25 protein-coding genes are annotated in these 18,978 nt (G+C 43.5%); 8 read left to right on the forward strand and 17 right to left on the reverse strand.

Annotation, left to right across the window (positions count from 1 at the left end; genetic code table 11):
- Positions 1 to 98 precede the first annotated feature (98 nt).
- A complete protein-coding gene (locus tag KNQ05_RS07780) occupies positions 99 to 995 on the forward strand; it encodes an aldo/keto reductase (protein ID WP_088836444.1) in 897 nt (298 codons plus the stop codon).
- Positions 996 to 1,070: 75 nt separating this feature from the next.
- On the opposite strand, the gene KNQ05_RS07785 is transcribed toward KNQ05_RS07780, so the two are convergent.
- The 5 genes from KNQ05_RS07785 to KNQ05_RS07805 form a co-directional block, all read right to left on the reverse strand.
- Complete coding sequence (locus KNQ05_RS07785; protein ID WP_014969669.1) at positions 1,071 to 1,259, reverse strand: hypothetical protein; 189 nt, start codon at positions 1,257 to 1,259, stop codon at positions 1,071 to 1,073.
- Between the two features lie 142 nt (positions 1,260 to 1,401).
- Positions 1,402 to 2,052, reverse strand: a complete 651-nt coding sequence (locus tag KNQ05_RS07790) for an amino acid ABC transporter permease (RefSeq protein WP_088836445.1) — start codon at positions 2,050 to 2,052, stop codon at positions 1,402 to 1,404.
- Positions 2,049 to 2,810, reverse strand: a complete 762-nt coding sequence (locus KNQ05_RS07795; protein ID WP_088836446.1) for a transporter substrate-binding domain-containing protein — start codon at positions 2,808 to 2,810, stop codon at positions 2,049 to 2,051. The genes KNQ05_RS07790 and KNQ05_RS07795 overlap by 4 nt, the downstream gene beginning before the upstream one ends.
- A 160-nt stretch (positions 2,811 to 2,970) precedes the next feature.
- Complete coding sequence (locus tag KNQ05_RS07800) at positions 2,971 to 4,077, reverse strand: ABC transporter ATP-binding protein (protein ID WP_029332801.1); 1,107 nt, start codon at positions 4,075 to 4,077, stop codon at positions 2,971 to 2,973.
- A 119-nt stretch (positions 4,078 to 4,196) separates the two neighbouring features.
- Positions 4,197 to 5,027, reverse strand: coding sequence for a PucR family transcriptional regulator (locus tag KNQ05_RS07805; protein WP_214805093.1), 831 nt, complete (start codon positions 5,025 to 5,027; stop codon positions 4,197 to 4,199).
- A gap of 73 nt (positions 5,028 to 5,100) precedes the next feature.
- Here KNQ05_RS07805 and KNQ05_RS07810 point away from each other — a divergent pair, with 73 nt between their 5' ends.
- Positions 5,101 to 6,237, forward strand: coding sequence for a DUF445 domain-containing protein (locus tag KNQ05_RS07810; protein WP_088836448.1), 1,137 nt, complete (start codon positions 5,101 to 5,103; stop codon positions 6,235 to 6,237).
- Positions 6,238 to 6,257: 20 nt separating this feature from the next.
- Positions 6,258 to 6,635: a YlbF/YmcA family competence regulator gene (locus tag KNQ05_RS07815; protein ID WP_029332804.1), complete on the forward strand. Its 378-nt coding sequence runs from the start codon at positions 6,258 to 6,260 to the stop codon at positions 6,633 to 6,635.
- A 135-nt stretch (positions 6,636 to 6,770) separates the two neighbouring features.
- Here the strand turns inward: KNQ05_RS07815 and KNQ05_RS07820 are convergent, their stop codons facing one another.
- The 3 genes from KNQ05_RS07820 to KNQ05_RS07830 form a co-directional block, all read right to left on the reverse strand.
- A complete protein-coding gene (locus KNQ05_RS07820) occupies positions 6,771 to 6,992 on the reverse strand; it encodes a YhzD family protein (protein ID WP_214805095.1) in 222 nt (73 codons plus the stop codon).
- 56 nt (positions 6,993 to 7,048) lie between these two features.
- Positions 7,049 to 8,128, reverse strand: coding sequence for a DNA polymerase IV (dinB, locus tag KNQ05_RS07825; protein ID WP_239456830.1), 1,080 nt, complete (start codon positions 8,126 to 8,128; stop codon positions 7,049 to 7,051).
- Positions 8,129 to 8,190: 62 nt separating this feature from the next.
- On the reverse strand, positions 8,191 to 9,096 hold the full coding sequence (locus KNQ05_RS07830; protein ID WP_214802656.1) for a magnesium transporter CorA family protein: 906 nt from the start codon (positions 9,094 to 9,096) through the stop codon (positions 8,191 to 8,193).
- A gap of 103 nt (positions 9,097 to 9,199) precedes the next feature.
- Here KNQ05_RS07830 and KNQ05_RS07835 point away from each other — a divergent pair, with 103 nt between their 5' ends.
- A complete protein-coding gene (locus KNQ05_RS07835; RefSeq protein WP_029332810.1) occupies positions 9,200 to 10,120 on the forward strand; it encodes an HD domain-containing protein in 921 nt (306 codons plus the stop codon).
- A gap of 22 nt (positions 10,121 to 10,142) precedes the next feature.
- The gene (gene namA / locus KNQ05_RS07840; protein WP_214802659.1) at positions 10,143 to 11,165 is read left to right on the forward strand and encodes an NADPH dehydrogenase NamA; all 1,023 of its coding nucleotides are present in this window, start codon (positions 10,143 to 10,145) and stop codon (positions 11,163 to 11,165) included.
- Positions 11,166 to 11,326: 161 nt separating this feature from the next.
- Here namA and KNQ05_RS07845 read toward each other — a convergent pair whose 3' ends face one another.
- From KNQ05_RS07845 to KNQ05_RS07860, 4 genes are all read right to left on the reverse strand, one after another.
- The gene (locus tag KNQ05_RS07845; protein WP_214805097.1) at positions 11,327 to 12,241 is read right to left on the reverse strand and encodes a peptidylprolyl isomerase; all 915 of its coding nucleotides are present in this window, start codon (positions 12,239 to 12,241) and stop codon (positions 11,327 to 11,329) included.
- 263 nt (positions 12,242 to 12,504) lie between these two features.
- Positions 12,505 to 13,074, reverse strand: a complete 570-nt coding sequence (locus tag KNQ05_RS07850) for an HTH-type transcriptional regulator Hpr (protein ID WP_029332813.1) — start codon at positions 13,072 to 13,074, stop codon at positions 12,505 to 12,507.
- Between the two features lie 84 nt (positions 13,075 to 13,158).
- Positions 13,159 to 13,500 (reverse strand): hypothetical protein, encoded by a 342-nt coding sequence (locus KNQ05_RS07855; protein WP_029332814.1) that lies wholly within the window; start codon positions 13,498 to 13,500, stop codon positions 13,159 to 13,161.
- Between the two features lie 127 nt (positions 13,501 to 13,627).
- A complete protein-coding gene (locus KNQ05_RS07860; protein WP_088836454.1) occupies positions 13,628 to 14,053 on the reverse strand; it encodes an HIT family protein in 426 nt (141 codons plus the stop codon).
- A 114-nt stretch (positions 14,054 to 14,167) separates the two neighbouring features.
- Here KNQ05_RS07860 and KNQ05_RS07865 point away from each other — a divergent pair, with 114 nt between their 5' ends.
- On the forward strand, positions 14,168 to 15,232 hold the full coding sequence (locus tag KNQ05_RS07865) for a TcaA second domain-containing protein (protein WP_214805099.1): 1,065 nt from the start codon (positions 14,168 to 14,170) through the stop codon (positions 15,230 to 15,232).
- Positions 15,233 to 15,297: 65 nt separating this feature from the next.
- Here KNQ05_RS07865 and KNQ05_RS07870 read toward each other — a convergent pair whose 3' ends face one another.
- Genes KNQ05_RS07870 through KNQ05_RS07890 form a run of 5 tightly spaced genes read right to left on the reverse strand, consistent with a single transcriptional unit; the run spans position 15,298 to position 16,736 of the window.
- Positions 15,298 to 15,549 (reverse strand): GlsB/YeaQ/YmgE family stress response membrane protein, encoded by a 252-nt coding sequence (locus KNQ05_RS07870; protein ID WP_088836456.1) that lies wholly within the window; start codon positions 15,547 to 15,549, stop codon positions 15,298 to 15,300.
- 51 nt (positions 15,550 to 15,600) lie between these two features.
- Positions 15,601 to 15,852, reverse strand: coding sequence for a GlsB/YeaQ/YmgE family stress response membrane protein (locus KNQ05_RS07875; protein WP_088836457.1), 252 nt, complete (start codon positions 15,850 to 15,852; stop codon positions 15,601 to 15,603).
- A gap of 42 nt (positions 15,853 to 15,894) precedes the next feature.
- Positions 15,895 to 16,146, reverse strand: coding sequence for a GlsB/YeaQ/YmgE family stress response membrane protein (locus tag KNQ05_RS07880; protein ID WP_214769857.1), 252 nt, complete (start codon positions 16,144 to 16,146; stop codon positions 15,895 to 15,897).
- A 45-nt stretch (positions 16,147 to 16,191) separates the two neighbouring features.
- Entirely contained in the window at positions 16,192 to 16,443 is a 252-nt protein-coding gene (locus KNQ05_RS07885; protein WP_088836459.1) for a GlsB/YeaQ/YmgE family stress response membrane protein, read from the reverse strand.
- A gap of 44 nt (positions 16,444 to 16,487) precedes the next feature.
- Positions 16,488 to 16,736, reverse strand: a complete 249-nt coding sequence (locus KNQ05_RS07890; protein WP_088836460.1) for a GlsB/YeaQ/YmgE family stress response membrane protein — start codon at positions 16,734 to 16,736, stop codon at positions 16,488 to 16,490.
- Between the two features lie 338 nt (positions 16,737 to 17,074).
- Here KNQ05_RS07890 and KNQ05_RS07895 point away from each other — a divergent pair, with 338 nt between their 5' ends.
- Entirely contained in the window at positions 17,075 to 17,809 is a 735-nt protein-coding gene (locus KNQ05_RS07895) for an ABC transporter ATP-binding protein (RefSeq protein WP_088836461.1), read from the forward strand.
- Positions 17,806 to 18,942: an ABC transporter permease gene (locus KNQ05_RS07900; RefSeq protein ID WP_088836462.1), complete on the forward strand. Its 1,137-nt coding sequence runs from the start codon at positions 17,806 to 17,808 to the stop codon at positions 18,940 to 18,942. The genes KNQ05_RS07895 and KNQ05_RS07900 overlap by 4 nt, the downstream gene beginning before the upstream one ends.
- The last annotated feature ends 36 nt before the right edge of the window (positions 18,943 to 18,978 follow it).

Raw genomic sequence — 18,978 nt, forward strand, 5'->3', positions numbered from 1 at the left:
GTGCCTTTTTGTGAAAAGCGAAATCCGTGCAACCGTTACCAACTTCCTGTAGAGTTAAATGGGACAGAAAAAGTACGAGATCGAAAGGATGAATTGGAATGGAACGAATTCAACTAACAGAAGAATTGTCATTTTCGCGTGTGATTCATGGATTATGGCGATTAAATGAGTGGAACATGACGGCAGAAGAACGTCTTGCTTTGATTGAGCAATGTTTAGCGCTCGGGATCACGACGTTTGATCATGCGGACATTTACGGGGATTATACGAATGAAGGTTTGTTCGGAGAAGCGTTGGCCTTAAAACCAGAATTACGTGAACGAATGGAGATTGTGACGAAAACGGGGATCAAGATGAAAGGGAACTACTATTCCGATCAAAACCTTTCATTTTACGATACAACAAAAGAACATATCATTGAAAATGCGACACGTTCATTAAAGGAACTTGGTGTCGAATACATTGATACGTTATTGATTCACCGACCGGATCCATTGATGGACCCGAACGAAATTGCCGAAGCGTTTGTTGAATTAAAAGAGTCCGGTAAAGTTCGGACGTTCGGTTTATCGAATCATACGCCAGCTCAACAAAGTTTAATTCAATCACGTCTACCGTTCATGCTCGTGACGAATCAATTGGAACTCTCAGTTGCTGAACTGAAACATTTCGAAGATGGATCGGTGGATCTTTGCCATGAAAACGAGATGCCGGTCATGGCATGGAGTCCGCTCGCCGGTGGACGGTTATTCAAAGAAGAAGAATATCGCGTCTTACGAGATAAGCTTGAAGAAATCGGACAACAAATCGGAGCGACAGATATTGATGAAGTCGCCTATGCGTGGCTCTTGAAACATCCGGCACGCATCATGCCGATTGTCGGTTCAGGGAAAATCAAACGGATTGAATCCGCGGTCAATGCGACGCGTTTGACATTGTCACGTGAACAGTGGTTCGAAATTTTGAAAGCGTCTCGCGGACGTGACGTCGATTAAAAAAATAGCCTTCGGGCTATTTTTTTTGCACAAAAAGCCCATCTCAAGGGGGATTTGAGATGGGTATCTATAGGGTCACGCTTCTAGGCGAAGCATCTCCTGGCGGTATTTATCTAGACGTTCTTTACTGGCAACTACGGCAGCTTGGTCACTGACTTGGATAGCATCAAAGAGTGTGCTGAGCTCATAATCAATCTCGAGGCGTAGCACTGGAATCCGCTGTTCTGCATCTTGTCTACGGAAAGCTTCAATTACTTGTTTCATCTTGGCCACGCTCCTTTTAAAGTTATCAGATAATTCTGATTTTTTATTAGTATACTTGATTATTCCCGTGTTGCCTAGTGTTAAACCTTAAAAAGAACAAAAAAATACTTGGAATGTGCTGACCATTCCAAGTTGGTTTCATTTAATTCGGGATGCTAAAGCGAACTTCTAAGCGGTGTTGAACCATCTGTACGAGCGTCGACATGATCCAGTAAATCGCTGCTGAGAACAGCAGAAGTGGCATGACGAGATAGGTCGTAGCAGAAATTTGATCCGAGACATACGTTAACTCTTCGACAGCGACAAGCGTACCGAGTGACGTCGATTTAATGATATCGATGACAGAATTCGACAGTGGCGGAATGGCGCGTGATAATGCTTGAGGAAGGATGACGTCCTTGAACGTTTTCCGACGCGGGATTCCGAGCGAATCAGCTGCTTCCCATTGCCCGCGATCGACAGAAGCGATGGCGGCACGGAACGATTCCGAAATATAAGCGGAAAAGTGCAGTGATAATCCAAAAGCGAGTGCCTGAAAGCCCGTCAGTTGTAATGCGACAAGACCATTATATAAAATCAAAATCTGTAACAGTAAAGGTGTTCCGCGGAAGAACGAGACATACAATCGAGCGAAACCGCTAAAGACGGTGAAGCGGCTGTCACGCATGACGGCAAGAATCAACCCGAGGAAAAGCGCAAAGACGATGGCAAGTCCACTTGCAAGAAGTGTAATGCCAATCGCCTCTCCGTAGACGTTCGCATTATCGCGAACGATCGTGAACAATTCCGTCACTGACTGATATCCTCGTCAAAGTATTTCTTACCGATGTCTGCAAGTGTACCGTCTTTTTTCATTTCTGCAAGTGCTTCATTGAAGTCCTCTGCATACTTGCTATCTTTTGCCATCATGAAACCAGACTCATTTTTATCAAATGTTTCTCCGACTGCTTTCACTTTATAACCGGCTTTTTTGAGTTCAGTCAAAACGAACAAGCGATCGTTCATCGCAGCATCAACACGTCCTGCTTCAAGATCTTTTAAAACTTGGTTTGCACCTTTATAATACTTCACTTTTGCGCCAGCATCTTCTGCTGTCTTTGCATAAAGCGAACCTTGTGTCGAACCAACGACTTTACCTTTTAAATCATCAAGTGTTTTGATGTCGTCCGTTTTTTCATTGACGATGATTGTTGATCCGGATACCGTATATGCATCAGAAAATGCATACTTTTCTTTCCGCTCATCCGTGATACCCATTTGGTTCGCGATGACATCGATACGTTCTGAATCAAGTGCTGGAATCAATCCTTTAAAGTCCATTGCTTTATAGTCGACTTTATAGCCGGCGCGTTTAGCGACTTCATTCATGACATCGATGTCATAACCAGTCAGTTCGCCTTTTTCTTTATACGTAAATGGTGGGTATGTCGCTTCAGTACCAACCGTAATCATCTTACTGTCTTTGCTTGCTTCTTCATTAGAAGCGCCGCACGCTGCTAACACCCCCGCCGTTGATAGTGCTGCTACTGCTAGCTTTAGTCCGTGTTTCATAGCGCTCTCTCCTTTAAAAATAAATGATTTCAATTCCTAGTTTTCGAATAGGATTAATTTAAGACTACAAGCAGTATCATACAAAGTTACAAGAACGTCTGTCAATAAAAAAGACTGCCCACGAATGGACAGTCTTAGAAAAGTAAACATTCAGTTGAAATTAACGAATTGTCGCTTCAGTTGCAGCGTCGAAGAAATGCGCTTTTGTCATGTCGAAGAAGAGGTCGAGATCTGATCCCATCTCGACGTGTGAGCGTGAGTCGACACGAGCTGTGAAGGCTTGATTACCTACCTTGGAATAGAGATACGATTCTGCACCCATCAATTCGGAAACTTCGATATGTGCCGGGAAACGGTGTGCTGTTTTTGTGTCTTGATAAATCAATTCAGCATGAATGTCTTCCGGACGGATTCCGAGGACGAGGTCTTTGCTCGTATAGCCGCGTTCACGGAGAACTTTCATTTTGCCTTCAGGGACTTCGAATTTCTCTTCTGTCCCTGTGACGTGGAAAAGTCCATCGTCAGCCAGTTTGCCTGTTAGGAAGTTCATCGAAGGCGATCCGATGAATCCGGCGACGAACATGTTGTCCGGGTGATCGTATACTTCTTTAGGAGAACCGACCTGCTGAATGAGACCTGCTTTCATGATGACGATACGCGTCGCAAGCGTCATCGCTTCTGTTTGGTCATGGGTAACATAAATCGTCGTCGTTTCGAGACGTTTATGAAGTTGGATGATTTCTTTACGCATCTGAACACGGAGTTTTGCGTCCAAGTTCGAGAGGGGTTCATCCATCAAGAAGACTTTTGCATCACGAACGATGGCACGGCCGATTGCAACACGTTGACGCTGTCCACCTGATAATGCTTTTGGTTTCCGTTCGAGGTACTCTTCAAGTCCAAGGATACGTGCCGCATTGTCGACGCGCTGTTTGATTTCGTCTTTCGGGAACTTACGTAGCTTGAGTCCGAATGCCATGTTATCAAACACGTTCATATGTGGATACAGCGCATAGTTTTGGAAAACCATTGCGATATCACGGTCTTTCGGTGCGACGTCATTCATCCGTTTACCATCGATGATGAAATCTCCACCCGAGATTTCTTCGAGTCCAGCGATCATCCGAAGTGTCGTTGATTTACCACAACCTGATGGTCCGACGAAAACGATGAATTCTTTGTCTTGGATGTGAAGGTTAAAGTCGTCAACGGCCTTTGCTGAGCCGGAATAAATTTTATCAATATGTTCAAGACGAATATCTGCCATGTGTATATCCTCCTAGTAGTGTGATCGGGTAATGTAACGCTTACAATCCTTAGTATAGAAGAAAAGGAATCAACTGAACATGGACAACATGACGAAATGCAACCGTTTTCATTTGGGCACTATGCTAGAAGTAACAAGGTATATAAAAAGGCGGCACCTTCAAACGATCGAATATCGATTTCTGTCTGTTCTGTCAACCGGTCAAGTCGGTACTGAAGGCTGTTACGATGAAGAAATAAGTGTTTTGCTGTCAACGATACATTCAGATTGGCACGACAGAAAGCATCAATCGTCTCACGCGATTCAGGTTCGAGTGGTGCAATGAAGCGATCTGTCAGCTCGTCACGGACCGTTTCCGATAAAAGAGCGAGTCGTGTGAGGGCAGGTAAGAAACGTTCGACACGGAACGAAAGCAGGTTAAGGGCTGCTTGTTCTAGACGGAACTGGACTGCGATATCTCCATTTATTCGGCGTTGACCGATTAATACTTTTCCATCTGTTAGAAAATCAGATTGTAAAGCTGTGAATAAGTCATTTAAATCATGTTCGCTCACTAACTCATCTCGTTCAATGACAAGCAGTCGAGTCGTCGTCAAGGGGACAAAGATGCTCGAGGAGTCGAAAAAAGAAGTCAATAGCTGTTCGAGATCTTCAGTCGTCCGATCATCGAGTTGATTGAATAAGAAATGGGTCATCCGGAAGGGTTCGTGCTCGACGGCGCTCGATAATTCCAGACGCTGATGCCAGTAAGTTGTATCGGTTGATGCTGAAACGACGACGCGTTCTGCGATTAAATTCAATAAGTCGATTTCACGCCCGGACAACGCGGAACTTTCGATTCCGAAACGAAGCCCATCCGCTAACTGATATACGCTATAATTATCCATGCAATATACCGTGGGGTCTGTCGATAACTGATCTTTGAATAAGGAAATCAATTGCTGTAGCACGTTACATCTCTCCTACATAAAAAGTGATACTCAGACTTTACCACAATACTAAATTCGGAAGGAACGATGAGCTATGCAAATCGAATTCATGACCATCTTAAAAATCATCGGAATGATTGTATTAGGTGCAACAATCGGTGCAGTCACGAACCATCTTGCGATTCGTATGTTATTTCGACCGCTAGAAGCAAAATATATCGGAAAGTACCGGATTCCTTTTACACCAGGTCTAATTCCGAAACGGCGCGATGAACTAGCAGCCAATCTCGGACGGACCGTTGTCAAGCATTTAGTGACCCCTGAAGGAATCGGGAAACGCCTTCGACAACCTGCGATGCACGAGGCCGTTACAAATCTTGTCACGACCGAACTCATGAAATGGGTACACTCAACCGTCACGATTCGAGAAGTGATCGGCCGCTTCGTCAATCAACCGGAAGAACAATTGCGAAAAAAAATCGAACAGACGCTTGAACATGAATTGATGGACGGCGTGATTCATCTGAAAAACTCAACGATTCAAGAAGTCATCGGCGAAGGCGGAGTCTTAAAAGTCAAGGAAGCAATCCCTGACGTCGTAGATGCATTGTTAAAACAAACGGATGTTTATTTTGATAGTCCAGAAGGGAAGATGAAATTAGAGGAGACGGCCGCCGGATTCATCCAAGGAAAACTTGGAGGCGGAATGTTCGGGATGTTACTTGCGAATATCAATTTGGTGGAGATGATTCAACCTGAAATCAAACGGGTATTACAAGGAGAGTCGACGCGTCAGTTCATTACTGAAATGGTCGAGAAAGAAATCGAACAAGTGATGGAACGTCCGATTCATACACTCCTTGATGAAGAGTTAGAGAAACAAGTCATCGAACGCGTCAAATCGGAAATCATCAACCGGATTCCACTAACAGAAACGTTGGATAAGCCATTACACCATTATCTCGGCCGGTTTGATGAGAAAGTGCGGACCGAGTTCGTTCCGGTGATTGTCGACCGGTTGATTGACCAAGCGGTGAAACACGCAGAACGAATCATGACGACACTCGACGTCGAATCGATTGTGCGTGATGAGGTCGACCTACTCGATACACAGTATCTCGAAGAAATCGTCTTATCGATTTCTCGGAAGGAATTCCGGGCTATCACTTGGCTTGGAGGACTGTTAGGTGGTTTAATTGGGATGATACAAGCAATCATCGTGATTGCTTAACTAAATTGGAGGGTTTTAATATGTCTGAAACAAATTTGTATGACCACGCCTATACGCTCGAACGTGCACTGCGAGAAACTCCGGAGTACACAACATTACAAGATTTATACACACAAGTGAACGCTGATCCAGCATCGAATGAACTGTTTGCTTCATTCCGTAACGTTCAACTTGAGCTTCAACAAAAGCAAATGGAAGGTGAAGAAATCACACCTGACGATATGGCTTCAGCTCAAGCAAAAATGTTGGAAGTTCAAAACAATCCACTCATCAGTCAATTGATGCAAGAAGAACAACGGATGCATACGATGTTGACGGAAGTTACTCAAATCATCATGAAGCCGCTCGAAGAACTTTATGCGCCAATGATGGAGCAAAATCAAGACGACGTGCAATAAGATGTAAACAGAGCCTCGGACAATGTCCGGGGCTCTCGGTGTGTAGACAAAGTGGCATTAGACAATAGAAGATTCTTTCTTTTTCGTCGCGTTCCTCTTAATTTGTACATAGATGACTCTGATTTCAATAAGAACTTATGTTGAACTGCCTGCAACAGGCATAATTTTAGGTAAATAAGCACGCTCGAAATGAATTAATTTACCGGCACGCGTGACGCGGGCGCCTTTATGTTCGAACTTTCCTTCTTTGAGACGACGGATCCCTTCCTCCCTTGCATCTGAATCGTTAGGTGATTCAAACGTATCATCGAGTAAAGTTTCTCCACGGTCCGCGAATACAGTAAGTGTATAGAGCATGTCTCTTCCTCCTTTAGTAAAATAACTAATTCAAGTGTACTGAATAGTCATTCATTTTACAAGTAGGAGTCAATATCTTGCCACGTTAATTGTCTCGACTTTGGTGGTACTTCAAGATGACTGACACTCATTCCGATTAAACGAATCGGACCCGTGAATTCGATTTCATTAAATAATTTTGTCGTTACCGTGAGTAACCGATCTTCGTCGTTCGTCTCTTCGAGAAAAGTGAAACGTTTTGAACGTGATTGGAATGTCTCTGTTTTCCACTTAACGGTGACTGTCCGACAAACGAGTTCTTTTTGTTGCAGACTACGGACGACAGATTGGGCCTCTCGCTTTAAGGTTTCGAAAATCGTATCAATATCTTCCGTATCTTCTTCGAAGGTCGTTTCAGATCCAATCGATTTGCGCTCACGGTGGGGACGGACTAACCGTTCGTCTTCACCGTGGGCCATCGTATACAATTCTGTTCCACGGTCCCGACCGAGTAACCCGCGGAGTTCTTCGACCGGTGACTGTTGGATATCAGCGACGGTCTCAAATCCATGTTTTCGAAGCGTCTGCTCTGTGACTTTCCCAACACCATGCAAGTCACCGATTTGTAAAGAAGACAAAAAGGGAAGTACCTCCTCAGGCGGAAGAACGGTTAAGCCGTTCGGTTTTTGATAACCGGAAGCAATTTTTGCGACGAGCTTCGAATTAGAGACACCAGCGGATGCCGTCAAGTCCGTCCGGCGTTTGATTTCAGCAAGGATATACTCTGCGATGTGGGTCGCACTCGGCATATTTAAATTATTCTCCGTCACATCGAGGTACGCTTCATCGAGTGATAATGGTTCGACAAGCGGTGTGACTTCAAGAAACAGTTCCATGATTTGCGCACTAACTGCACGATAGACGTCGAATCGGGGACGGATGAAGACGGCACGCGGACAGAGCTGAAAGGCACGACGAGATGGCATCGCGCTGTGGACACCGTACTTCCGTGCTTCATAGGAACAAGTCGCGACGACTCCACGTGCATGAGGAGGGCCACCGACGATGACAGGAACACCCTTTAAGTGAGGGCGATCGCGTTGTTCGACAGAAGCGTAAAAAGCGTCCATATCGATATGAATGATTTTTCGTCCCATCAAAAGTCACCTCCTCCAACTAAATATGATAAACTAAGTATAACGAACTTATGTTCTTATATCTATTTTTTTGTCCGTTTTTTAGGCATGCGAACGAGTGCTCCGAGCCATCCACGCCATTTCATCCAATAAAAGATTCCACCGGTCGTAATCACGATCAGGGTAAGTGCACCTGCGTAACCGTATTTCCAGTCGAGTTCGGGCATGTTCTTGAAGTTCATCCCCCAAATCGCGCCGAGGGCCATCATCGGGGTCGCAACAGCCGTGAAGATCGTCAAGGCCTTCATGATTTCATTTCCTCTAAAGTTCGAGACGGTCGTCGATAAATCGAGCAGAACCTCAATATCTTTTTGATAGTGTTCAATCAACATCAATAAACGCTCGACACGTCGTTTGGCAAGGCGAAACGGAAGATGTTGTTCAAAATCAGTGACTGCGACGAAGGCTTCTTGACCTGCGAGAATCAATTCTTGAAAAGGGACGATTAAGTCAGACCAGTTCTCAATTGTATCGCGTAAGGCAAAGATGCTATCGAGTGAATTCTCATTGATGTTGCCCCTGAGTTCATCTTGTCGAGAAAAGAGTTCCTTTTCAAAGTCATCGATGCCTGAAAAGTACGTATTCATTTGTAACGAAAGAATCACATAAAAGGCATCAAAAGCTGTTTTTGAGTCAAACGGTGCAGCCAGTGACATAATATGTTCAGAGAGTCCGATCGTGATGAGTTCAGTTGGCGTGATGTAATAGCAGATGAAGCGACGGTCGCTTTTGTCGTCAGGATTTTGCCAAGTCACGATTGAACCGTATAAGACACCGAGTTCTGCTCGGGTAAAGTTGACATCTTTTGTACGAAGCTGACGAACCCACTCAATTTTTGAGGGACTGACGGTCTCTTCGTTATTTAGTTGTTGGTCGTAGTCTGATACAGTCATGTAGCGGTACCAGTTAAAGTGCGAATCGAATTTCATGTTTAAGGCTCCCATATAGTAGAATAAATAAGTGAATTGCAGTAAGCATAATGAAAAATATTAAAGATACGATTAACTTCTAAAATAAAGGACGTGTTGTGAAATGAAAGGTATTGGACAACTGGCAGTTGGAGAAATGCTTGATCAACGTGTGATGATTAAGCAGTCGATGAAAGGCATCGCGGCGAACGGAAAACCATATCTCACATTGATTTTAGCAGATAAGACAGGTGAAATTGAGACGAAGATGTGGGATACGAGTGATGTCGAAAAGTATGCACCTAAGTTCATCGTCCATGCGGCAGGTGAAGTGATGGATTATCGCGGCCGGACACAGTTGAAACTAAAACAAATTACGGTACTCGATGAGACCAATGTTGAAGAGTACATTCAGGCAGCACCGCTCCCGCGGGAACAAATCGAAACAGAAGTACTCCAGTACATCGAGTCGATTCAACAAGCGGATATGAAAAAAATCGTCAAACACCTTGTCACTAAAAACTTTAATGCCTACTTTACGCATCCGGCGGCTGTTAAGAACCACCATGCGTTCTATTCAGGGTTATCGTACCACGTACTGTCGATGCTGAAGCTTGCCGATCAAATCGCGAAGCTCTATCCGACATTGAATCGCGATCTACTCGTAGCGGGTGTCGTGTTACATGATTATGCAAAAATAAAAGAGTTATCAGATCCTGTCACGCCAGAGTATACGCTTCCTGGAAAACTTGTCGGTCATATTTCATTAATGGTCGCAGAACTTGAAAAAGTCGGAGCAGAACTCGAGATTGATGCTGAAGTGTTGACGGTCTTACAACATCTAGTGCTCAGTCATCACGGTCGTCCTGAGTGGGGATCGGCAGTAGCACCTCAAATGCGCGAAGCAGAAGTGTTATTTTTAATTGATAATTTGGATGCACGAATGACGATGATGGATCGTCTTCTTGAATACGTGGAACCAGGACAATTCTCTGAACGTTCGTTTGCACTCGACAACCGTTCGTTTTATCGACCAAAATTATAATCAGCGGTAGGGGGAGAATAAAATGAAGGCAAAGTTATTCGAAGCAATCGAAATTGGGAATGTGACGTTTCGTAATCGTGTCATCATGGCACCGATGTGTATGTATAGCGCGAAAGAAGACGGTAAGGTGACGGATTGGCACGTGACACATTACGCGTCCCGCGCAGTAGGGGGTGTAGGAGGTGTCATGTTAGAAGCGACAGCTGTGACACCTGACGGACGGATTTCAGCAGGCGATTTAGGAATTTGGTCAGATTCGCAAATTGAAGGCTTACGACGGATTGCGGAGCAAGTACAAGCAGCGGGGGCGAAAGTTGGCGTACAACTAGCACATGCGGGACGGAAAAGCACGACAGCACGTCCGCCTGTCGCACCGAGTCCGATTGCCTTTGATGATTCATATGGAAGTCCAGCCGAGTTATCTATAGAAGACATAAAAAAAATTCAGCAACAATTTATCGATGCAGCATTACGCGTTGAACAAGCAGGGTACGATTTCATTGAATTACATGGGGCACATGGCTATCTAATCAATACATTTTTATCACCGTTATCAAATGAGCGAAACGATCAGTATGGCGGATCGCTTGAAAACCGGATGCGTTTCTTACTTGAAATCACCGAAGGTATTCAAGCAAAATCGGATATCTCACTCTGGGTCCGGATTTCAGCAGCTGATCACGCACCGGGTGGGATGACAGCGACGGACTATATTCCACTCGCACAAGCATTAGTAGAACGAGGTATCGATTTACTCGATTGTAGCTCCGGTGCCGTCGTCGCTAATGCAGTTCCAGACGTATACCCTGGTTATCAAGTTCCCTATGCTGCAGAGCTCAAGCAAGCGACAGGAATCAAGACAGGGGCAGTTGGATTAATTACGACAGCAACGATGGCAGAAGAGATTTTACGGAGTCAACGTGCTGATGTCGTATTACTCGCACGTGAACTCTTACGGCAACCGTACTGGGTTCATCATGCAGCGGCAGAACTCCATGATGAGGTCATCCTTCCGAAGCAATACGAACGTGCGCCCATTCGTTGATCAAAAAAGAGCGGACTTAAAAAGGAATCACGCTTTCGCACATGTGCTTTCTTCAGGCGGGGGAGTTGCTTCATCTACGCACTTGGTCGCCATGCTCAGAAAATATGTATAGAAAACGCCGATGACTCCGTATAGAAAACGGAATCATCGGCGTTTTTTGATTACTGCTGTTGTTGCATCATTTGTTGCTGCATTTGTTCTTGTTCTTGTTTATCGAGATCAAATGCGTCTTTAAAGTCTTTATTTTCGATTTTGACATCGTATTCTTTCATCAATGCACGGTAGATATCGTTCGGATTGACTTGAGCTGCTTTTTCTTCAGCAAGTTCTTTTTTGATCCGGTCTTCTTCTTTTTCAAGTGTAAAGTCCTTTTGTTCTTTACGATCCGTTACCTTGATGATGTGGTAACCGAATTGTGTTTTGATTGGATCAGAGATTTTACCTTCAACGCCATCTTTGAAGGCATACGTTTCGAATTCCTCGACCATTTTACCTTTTGTGAAGTAACCGAGGTCTCCACCTTTCGTAGCGCTACCTGTATCTGTCGATTTCTCTTTCGCGATTTTTGCGAAGTCTCCACCGTCATCTAACTCTTTTTTGATTGCTTTTGCTTCTGATTCTTTTTCGACAAGAATATGGCTTGCTTTTACTTCAACTTTTTCTTGATCGAAACGTTCTTCAATTTCTTTATCTGTTACTTTAGATTTTGCAGATTTTGCTTCTGTTAAGAGCATTTGTGTGCGAAGAACTTTTTCGAATTCTTTTTCACTTTTAATACCGGCTGTTTCCAATGTAGAGTTGAATTGCTCTTCATCCGGGAATTGGTCTTTTGTTTTTTTGACTTCTGCCTCTACTTCTTTATCCGTTACTTTCTTGCCATATTCTTTTTCAAGAAGCTCGTTCATTGTTTGTTGGAAAGCGATTTGTGCACCCGCTTTTTCATAGGCCTCTTCTTGGACATCAGCCTTGTTCACTTCGCCACCTTTATAGTTGATGACGGCTTCATCATTTGACCCACACGCTGCTAGTGTGAAAACACTTGCGACTGCTGCTGCACTTAAAAATTTCTTCTTCATACATACACCCCTAATTTACCATTTATTTCAACCGTTCTATCATATCATATCCTGGCTAGGTTGACAGCTGCACACCTTTTCAAAAGATGTTTGCTCTTTTCTATGCTATCACATTCATCATCAACAGCGTCGACTATTTTTATGGGAAATTGTGATGGGAATTCTGTCTTTGACACAGACTAGTAATGTGACCGTCACTCCACAAAACAGACAAAAAGCGTTCTAGGAAGAGGCTAGAACGCCTGATTTTTAAAAGCATCGAGTTATGCCTTTTTGATTGAATCGATGACAGGGTCTTGCGGGCGACGATCAGCTTCTTCTGTAATCATTTTCGACGTTTCAGCGAAGATATCCATGAAGCTGTCCCCGTATAAACGACGAACGATTGCAGAGATGTCCGTCAGCTCAGGAAACTTCCCGTATAATTCTTGAAGCGGGAGTGAGGCACGGAAGACACCGTTCTCTTCCGGACGGAACGCTTGGATGGTCTCAAGTAAAAGCGTTTCGCCAGCCGGTGTGAGTTGAACGTAGGTATTTCGTTTATCCGTCTCTTTCTTAGAGAATGTCAACAGACCACGGTCTTCTAATTTTTTAGAGAAGTTAAACGCCGTTGAAACGTGCATGACACCGTACTTCGCGATCTCAGAAATCGAAGCACCACCTAAAGCATGTGAAATCCAGAGGATATGATGCTCATTGATGTTTAAATCAAAGGGCTTAATCCAATTTTGCCAATCTTTTTCTACCGTTTTCCATAGTGCTTTGCTCAGCTGGACAATTTTATGACTGTATAACAGTGCTTCTTGTCCAGGATATAATTTTTCATGTTCCATATCTGACTCATCCTTTCGAAAGGTGACGATGGCTAAAAAACGCAAAATGCAAACTATACAAAAAACAAATCGAAGCAATGGACCTTACTTTTGAGGAGAGAGGTGATCCGCATCTTGTTTCGCCTCATCAGCTAATTCTTGAATACGCGAAATGGATTCTTGAATCTCGGCTTGATACACAGAGACATCTTTCGTAACTTCATCTTTGAAGGTTGTACCGGAAATTTTAGCTGTCTCTATTAAGTTCTTGCCCTCCTGTGTTAAATCCTGCACGTTCGTTACGATTGTAGAATAAGAATTTCGACGTTGTTTACCATTCGAAGAGTCACTTTTAGTACCTTGGCGAAGCGCCTTCAAACCGTAAAAAGTCACAAGCGACAGCGTAGCACCAAAAGCGACCCAGTTACGTTGGGGACGCTTCGACATAGTTTACCTCCTTCTTTAATATTAAAATATTTGTTTCATATTATTTTACCGAAAATCCGATATTGGAAACCTATTTTGACAATATTTCTAAAAAAGGGTGTATGGAATAATGCATTCGAAGGTCTTTTTACAGGTGAGTCGAGATTGAATTTGCTAAAATGGCAAGCTCTTCAGCCGTGTAGTCTTCATTATGAACTTCCCATTTTGCGCCAAAACCATCATGTTTATCATGCCGTGGGATTAAATGAATATGAAAGTGTGATACGGACTGTCCAGCGACCTTGCCCGTGTTCGATAGAATGTTGATGCCAGCAGCTTGTGTTTCCTTTTGTAAGGCACGACTAATTTCCGGAACTACGGCAAAGACTGATTGAGCATCTTCGACCGATAAATCGTATACGTAATCTGCATGTTGTTTTGGAATGATTAATGTATGACCTTTTGTAACTTGAGAAAGATCGAGGAATGCAAGAACCTCATCATTTTCAAACACTTTATGGCTAGGTACTTCGTGCTTAGCAATTTTGCAGAAAATACAGTTATCTTTTTGCATAGGGATTACTCCTTTTATAAAAATAGAATTATCTCCATCTTAAGTGTGATTGACAACGTAATCAAACGTTTTTACACTTAGATACACAAGATTAAAGAAAGTAGGGAACTCACGATGCCGTCTCGTATGACGTTACATGAACGAAGGAAAAAACGAAATCAGCGTTTGCTCATCATCGGAATCGTTCTCCTCTTAGTTGCAGGGGGAGTCTGGGGGTACGTAAGCCAAATCAAGCCGGCTGCTGAGCGAGAGCGTACAGAAGCTGTTTTTGTGAAAGCCGTGAACGATCAGGATCGGGCTGCGTTCCAAAAACTCGTCTATGAAGATGATCAGGTCGTATCGATTGCGGAAGCAACTCGTTTGATGAAATGGTTTCAGGCAGAGGATGGACGTCTCAGCCGAGCAGCGGCGGAGATTAGAGCCGATCAGCGAAACTACCCTGAACCTACAGCAGAGAAAAATGAACAGGATTTGTTCGAGCTAAAAAAAACAGCAGGGCGCTTTTGGTATGACGAATATGTGCTTCATCTAAATAAACAGCTACTTCAAGTAACGAGTGATGTACCAGAGACGACCGTCTTCATAGATGATGAAGAAGTAGGCGTTCAGGAGGATGAGCCGTTGAAAATCAAACGTTTTCCGGGTGAGTACGATGTACTTGCAAGTGTCGAAGCCAATGGTAAGACGGGACGAGACCGTCAAACCGTTCAACTGGGAGACGAAAAAACAACGGAAGTAACGTTTAAGTTGGCGAAGCAAATCAAACCAGACGTCACGGAGCAGTATGGATTAGACATCGAAAAATTGTTAGAAACTGAAGTCGAGGCAAGAACAGGCAAGTCGATCGACGCGATGACAGCTTATTTGGATGAGAACCATTCTTCTGTTGAAAAAGAATTTGGTCCTCCCGCATCAAATGTAGAAAATCGTGCAGTGTACGACGGTTTTGAAGTGACGTATGCAAACAATGATGTAAAAAGCATCATGATTGATTTAAATAAGACGCCGTCTGAGCTTGAAGCAGTCGCCGGTAAACCGGAATCGAAAAGTAATGAATCGATCGGGACCGTCTGGGAGTACCCGACGAGCTTCTTTGAAGATATACTAGGGTGGCTTAACTTACGGTCAGAAAAAAGAGTAATCGAGCGTTCGGATAAAATGTGGTTAGAATTGCGCTGATGGTACAAAAAAAGCACTGGTAACGACTTTGAGAACTTCGAGTCTGTTACCGGTGCTTTCATTTATTATTTTTTGTTCACTGCACGAAGAATGAACGAAACGATTAGAATCAAGATGATTGCTCCGAGTAATGCTGGAATGACGGCGAATCCTCCAAGATCAGGTCCCCAACTACCGAAGAGAGCTTGACCGATCATGGCCCCGACGAAACCTGCGATGATGTTACCGATGATACCACCGGGAACGTCTTTACCAAGAATAAGACTTGCCAACCAACCAATGATACCACCAACGATTAAAGCCCATAAGAATCCCATTTAAAACACTCCTTTTTTAGTTTGAATAAGGTCTCAAGTAATTAGTTTTTATTACCGTTTACGAACTGAACGAAGAACGAGTGATACGATGAAGATTAAGATGATTGCACCGATGATGGCAGGAATGACTGCAAAACCGCCGATAGAAGGTCCCATGTCTCCGAAGATGGCTTGTCCGATCATTGAACCGATGAAACCAGCGACGATGTTACCGATGATGCCGCCAGGAACGTCTTTCCCGATAATTAAACTCGCTACCCAACCAATTAAACCGCCGACGATTAAAGCCCATAAGAATCCCATTAAAATACACTCCTCTGAATTAGTAGTTGTAGTTACTGTTACTTATTTTTTGTTTACTGAACGAAGAATCAACGATACGATGAAGATTAAGATGATTGCACCGATGATTGCAGGAATGATCGCGAATCCACCAAGGTCAGGTCCCATGTCCCCGAAGATGGCTTGTCCGATCATTGAACCGATGAAACCTGCGACGATGTTACCGATGATGCCGCCCGGTACGTCTTTCCCGATGATTAAGCTCGCTACCCAACCAATCAAACCGCCAACGATTAAAGCCCATAAAAATCCCATTTAAAAACACTCCTTTGAATTACTAGTTTTAGTGGTTACTGCTACTTACTTTTTATTTACTGAACGAAGAACGAGTGACACGATGAAGATTAAGATAATTGCACCAATGATTGCAGGAATTACCGCGAAACCGCCGATAGAAGGTCCCATGTCCCCGAAGATGGCTTGTCCGATCATTGAACCGATGAAACCTGCGATGATGTTACCGATGATGCCGCCCGGTACGTCTTTCCCGATGATTAAGCTCGCTACCCAACCAATTAAACCGCCGACGATTAAAGCCCATAAAAATCCCATTTAAAAACACTCCTCTAATTTAAATTGTTATTCGATGATAATGATTACTTGCGAATGGCACGAAGAATCAATGACACGATGAAGATTAAGATGATTGCACCTAAGATTGCAGGAATGATTGCGAACCCGGCAAGATCAGGTCCCATTGAACCGAAGATTGACTGTCCGATGATTGCGCCGATGAAACCAGCGATGATGTTACCGATGATGCCACCAGGAACGTCTTTCCCGATGATTAAACTTGCTACCCAACCGATTAGTCCACCAACGATTAAAGCCCATAAGAATCCCATTTGAAGCACTCCTTTTCATACTTAGATTTACCTGTTTTCAGGTTGTTATAAACACTTTGAAAATGAATGACTCATAAACGTAATTTTTGATGAGAAGTAAAACAATACAAGTAGATAAGATAGCTAGACGATTAGACCAGTTACTTCTCTATAAAACGTTTGATGTGACATACACTTTCAATTTTTGTAAATCGTTTTTCATATATTGATGTAACGATTACACTTAGAGTAATTGCCGTAATAAGATGTATTGAAACCTTTTCTTTTAAAAAAAATCATCAACAGTAGAAAAACAAGGATGAATTGTCTAGGATAGTTAATGAGAGGAGTGGCTAGATTTGTTATTAGAAATTAAAGATCTTTCAGGTGGATATGGATCGAAAACAGTGTTGCATCATATTGATATAGCAGTAAAGCAAGGGGAGTTAGTTGGACTGATTGGATTAAATGGTGCCGGGAAATCGACGACGATTAAGCACATATTAGGATTGTTACCCATTAAGTCAGGTGAAATCTTGATTAACGGTGTCAGTCTGTCAGCTGATGAACAAACGTACCGGAAACAAGTGGCATACATCCCGGAACAGCCGATGTTATACGAACAGTTGACTCTTCGAGAGCACCTTCGCTTAATGGCGCAAGGGTATGATGTCGATGAGAAAACAGCACAAGAACGAATCGAACATTACACAGAGCGATTGCGGATGACGAAACAGCTGGAATGGTTTCCAAGTGTATTTTCTAAAGGAATGAAACAAAAGGCGATGATTCTCTGTGCTTTAATCACAGGCAGTGAGTTATTGATTGTTGACGAACCGTTTGTTGGTCTCGATCCACTAGCGATCCGGGAATTGTTGAATATTTTTAGTGAATTAAAAACCGATGGAAAAGGTATTTTAATGTCCACACATATTTTAGAGACTGCGGAGCGGCATTGTAATCGATTTATTCTCCTTCACGATGGACATATCGCAGCAGAGGGGACGACCGAGGAATTGCGGAAACGTTTTGATTTAACGGATAGTTCGCTTGATGACATTTATGTAGCTGCCATTGAGGAGGCAGAAGGATGACGAGTGCTACCTTATGGCGAGAACGCTATCAAGCTGCGATGTCGGAAATGACCAAGTACACGAAGTACATGGCGAACGGTGGGTTGTTATTTACGGTCTACTTCGTCGTATTATATGCTCTCGTCGTCTATGGGCGGTTTCTGAATCAAATCAATGGCGACTTTCCTGGAAATCTGCTGATGGGCGGTTTATTCATTATCATCGCCTTTTATCGGACGGCACGAACGTTCTTAGTCGAAGCTGACCAAGTATTTTTATTGCCGAACTTGCCGCAACTTAGTTCTTATATGAAGCGGGTCCGACTGTACAATGCTTTTTTAGGAATGGTTCGAGTTGTCATTCCGTTTTTAGCAATCGCTGTCCTTTATGTAAGAACGGAATCAACGAGTCCGCTTGAGATGATCGTATTATTTTTCGCTCTCGCGATGATTGGTGCGAGCGCGAACCTATCGAAACTAGAAGCGATTCCGCACCGACTTGTCGTTCTGCATGCAGTGGGTGCAGGGGTTTTAGTGATGATTGACATGCCGATTTTCAGTATAGTGATTACGAGCTTACTGCTCGTCACGCTGCACCTAAAAAAATATCAGCAGTTACCACTGATGGAATGGATTGCAATCGAGCAAGAGTCGCGTGATCGTTTCTATCGGATTGCGAACTGGTTCGTCGATGTTCCACGCTTATCGAAGACGTATAAACAACGCCGTATCTTAAGTCAACTCGTCGAAAAAATTCAATTTGATAAAAAACAAACGTTCGACTACCTTTACATGAAGCAACTCATTCGTAGCACAGACGGAATTGGATTGATTGTTCGGCTTACATTGATTGGAGCAGTCTTCATCTGGCTCGGAAAAGATAATCCATGGCTTGTCACGTTTGCAATTCCTGCCTTCAGTGGTTTGACAAGTTTCCAATTGGCACCGTTCACACGAGCGATTGACTCACACCTCTTAACGCGCTTGTTGCCTTTTGGAGATGCGAATAGCTCTCGTAAAAAAGTCATTCGGGTCGCGTCAATCCTTCAGATTATCGCATTAGCATTAATCGCTATGTTAATGAACGGACAACCTATCGTCTTGATTGGGGCAATCATCGCCATTGCCGTTAGTGAAATGTATCTCAGAAAATGAAATGTAATGTATGACAGACTAACCCCCGATTTCTCG

Source organism: Exiguobacterium sp. s125, assembly GCF_018618605.1.
Lineage (GTDB): Bacteria > Bacillota > Bacilli > Exiguobacteriales > Exiguobacteriaceae > Exiguobacterium_A > Exiguobacterium_A oxidotolerans.

Bases quoted from the DNA above. Each gene is read 5' to 3' on its own strand.
- KNQ05_RS07780 (WP_088836444.1), top strand. From the start codon at position 99: ATGGAACGAATTCAACTAACAGAAGAATTGTCATTTTCGCGTGTGATT.
- KNQ05_RS07785 (WP_014969669.1), bottom strand. From the start codon at position 1,259: ATGAAACAAGTAATTGAAGCTTTCCGTAGACAAGATGCAGAACAGCGG.
- KNQ05_RS07795 (WP_088836446.1), bottom strand. From the start codon at position 2,810: ATGAAACACGGACTAAAGCTAGCAGTAGCAGCACTATCAACGGCGGGG.
- KNQ05_RS07800 (WP_029332801.1), bottom strand. From the start codon at position 4,077: ATGGCAGATATTCGTCTTGAACATATTGATAAAATTTATTCCGGCTCA.
- KNQ05_RS07810 (WP_088836448.1), top strand. From the start codon at position 5,101: ATGCAAATCGAATTCATGACCATCTTAAAAATCATCGGAATGATTGTA.
- KNQ05_RS07815 (WP_029332804.1), top strand. From the start codon at position 6,258: ATGTCTGAAACAAATTTGTATGACCACGCCTATACGCTCGAACGTGCA.
- KNQ05_RS07820 (WP_214805095.1), bottom strand. From the start codon at position 6,992: ATGCTCTATACACTTACTGTATTCGCGGACCGTGGAGAAACTTTACTC.
- dinB (WP_239456830.1), bottom strand. From the start codon at position 8,128: ATGGGACGAAAAATCATTCATATCGATATGGACGCTTTTTACGCTTCT.
- KNQ05_RS07830 (WP_214802656.1), bottom strand. From the start codon at position 9,096: ATGAAATTCGATTCGCACTTTAACTGGTACCGCTACATGACTGTATCA.
- KNQ05_RS07835 (WP_029332810.1), top strand. From the start codon at position 9,200: ATGAAAGGTATTGGACAACTGGCAGTTGGAGAAATGCTTGATCAACGT.
- namA (WP_214802659.1), top strand. From the start codon at position 10,143: ATGAAGGCAAAGTTATTCGAAGCAATCGAAATTGGGAATGTGACGTTT.
- KNQ05_RS07845 (WP_214805097.1), bottom strand. From the start codon at position 12,241: ATGAAGAAGAAATTTTTAAGTGCAGCAGCAGTCGCAAGTGTTTTCACA.
- KNQ05_RS07850 (WP_029332813.1), bottom strand. From the start codon at position 13,074: ATGGAACATGAAAAATTATATCCTGGACAAGAAGCACTGTTATACAGT.
- KNQ05_RS07855 (WP_029332814.1), bottom strand. From the start codon at position 13,500: ATGTCGAAGCGTCCCCAACGTAACTGGGTCGCTTTTGGTGCTACGCTG.
- KNQ05_RS07860 (WP_088836454.1), bottom strand. From the start codon at position 14,053: ATGCAAAAAGATAACTGTATTTTCTGCAAAATTGCTAAGCACGAAGTA.
- KNQ05_RS07865 (WP_214805099.1), top strand. From the start codon at position 14,168: ATGCCGTCTCGTATGACGTTACATGAACGAAGGAAAAAACGAAATCAG.
- KNQ05_RS07870 (WP_088836456.1), bottom strand. From the start codon at position 15,549: ATGGGATTCTTATGGGCTTTAATCGTTGGTGGTATCATTGGTTGGTTG.
- KNQ05_RS07875 (WP_088836457.1), bottom strand. From the start codon at position 15,852: ATGGGATTCTTATGGGCTTTAATCGTCGGCGGTTTAATTGGTTGGGTA.
- KNQ05_RS07880 (WP_214769857.1), bottom strand. From the start codon at position 16,146: ATGGGATTTTTATGGGCTTTAATCGTTGGCGGTTTGATTGGTTGGGTA.
- KNQ05_RS07885 (WP_088836459.1), bottom strand. From the start codon at position 16,443: ATGGGATTTTTATGGGCTTTAATCGTCGGCGGTTTAATTGGTTGGGTA.
- KNQ05_RS07890 (WP_088836460.1), bottom strand. From the start codon at position 16,736: ATGGGATTCTTATGGGCTTTAATCGTTGGTGGACTAATCGGTTGGGTA.
- KNQ05_RS07900 (WP_088836462.1), top strand. From the start codon at position 17,806: ATGACGAGTGCTACCTTATGGCGAGAACGCTATCAAGCTGCGATGTCG.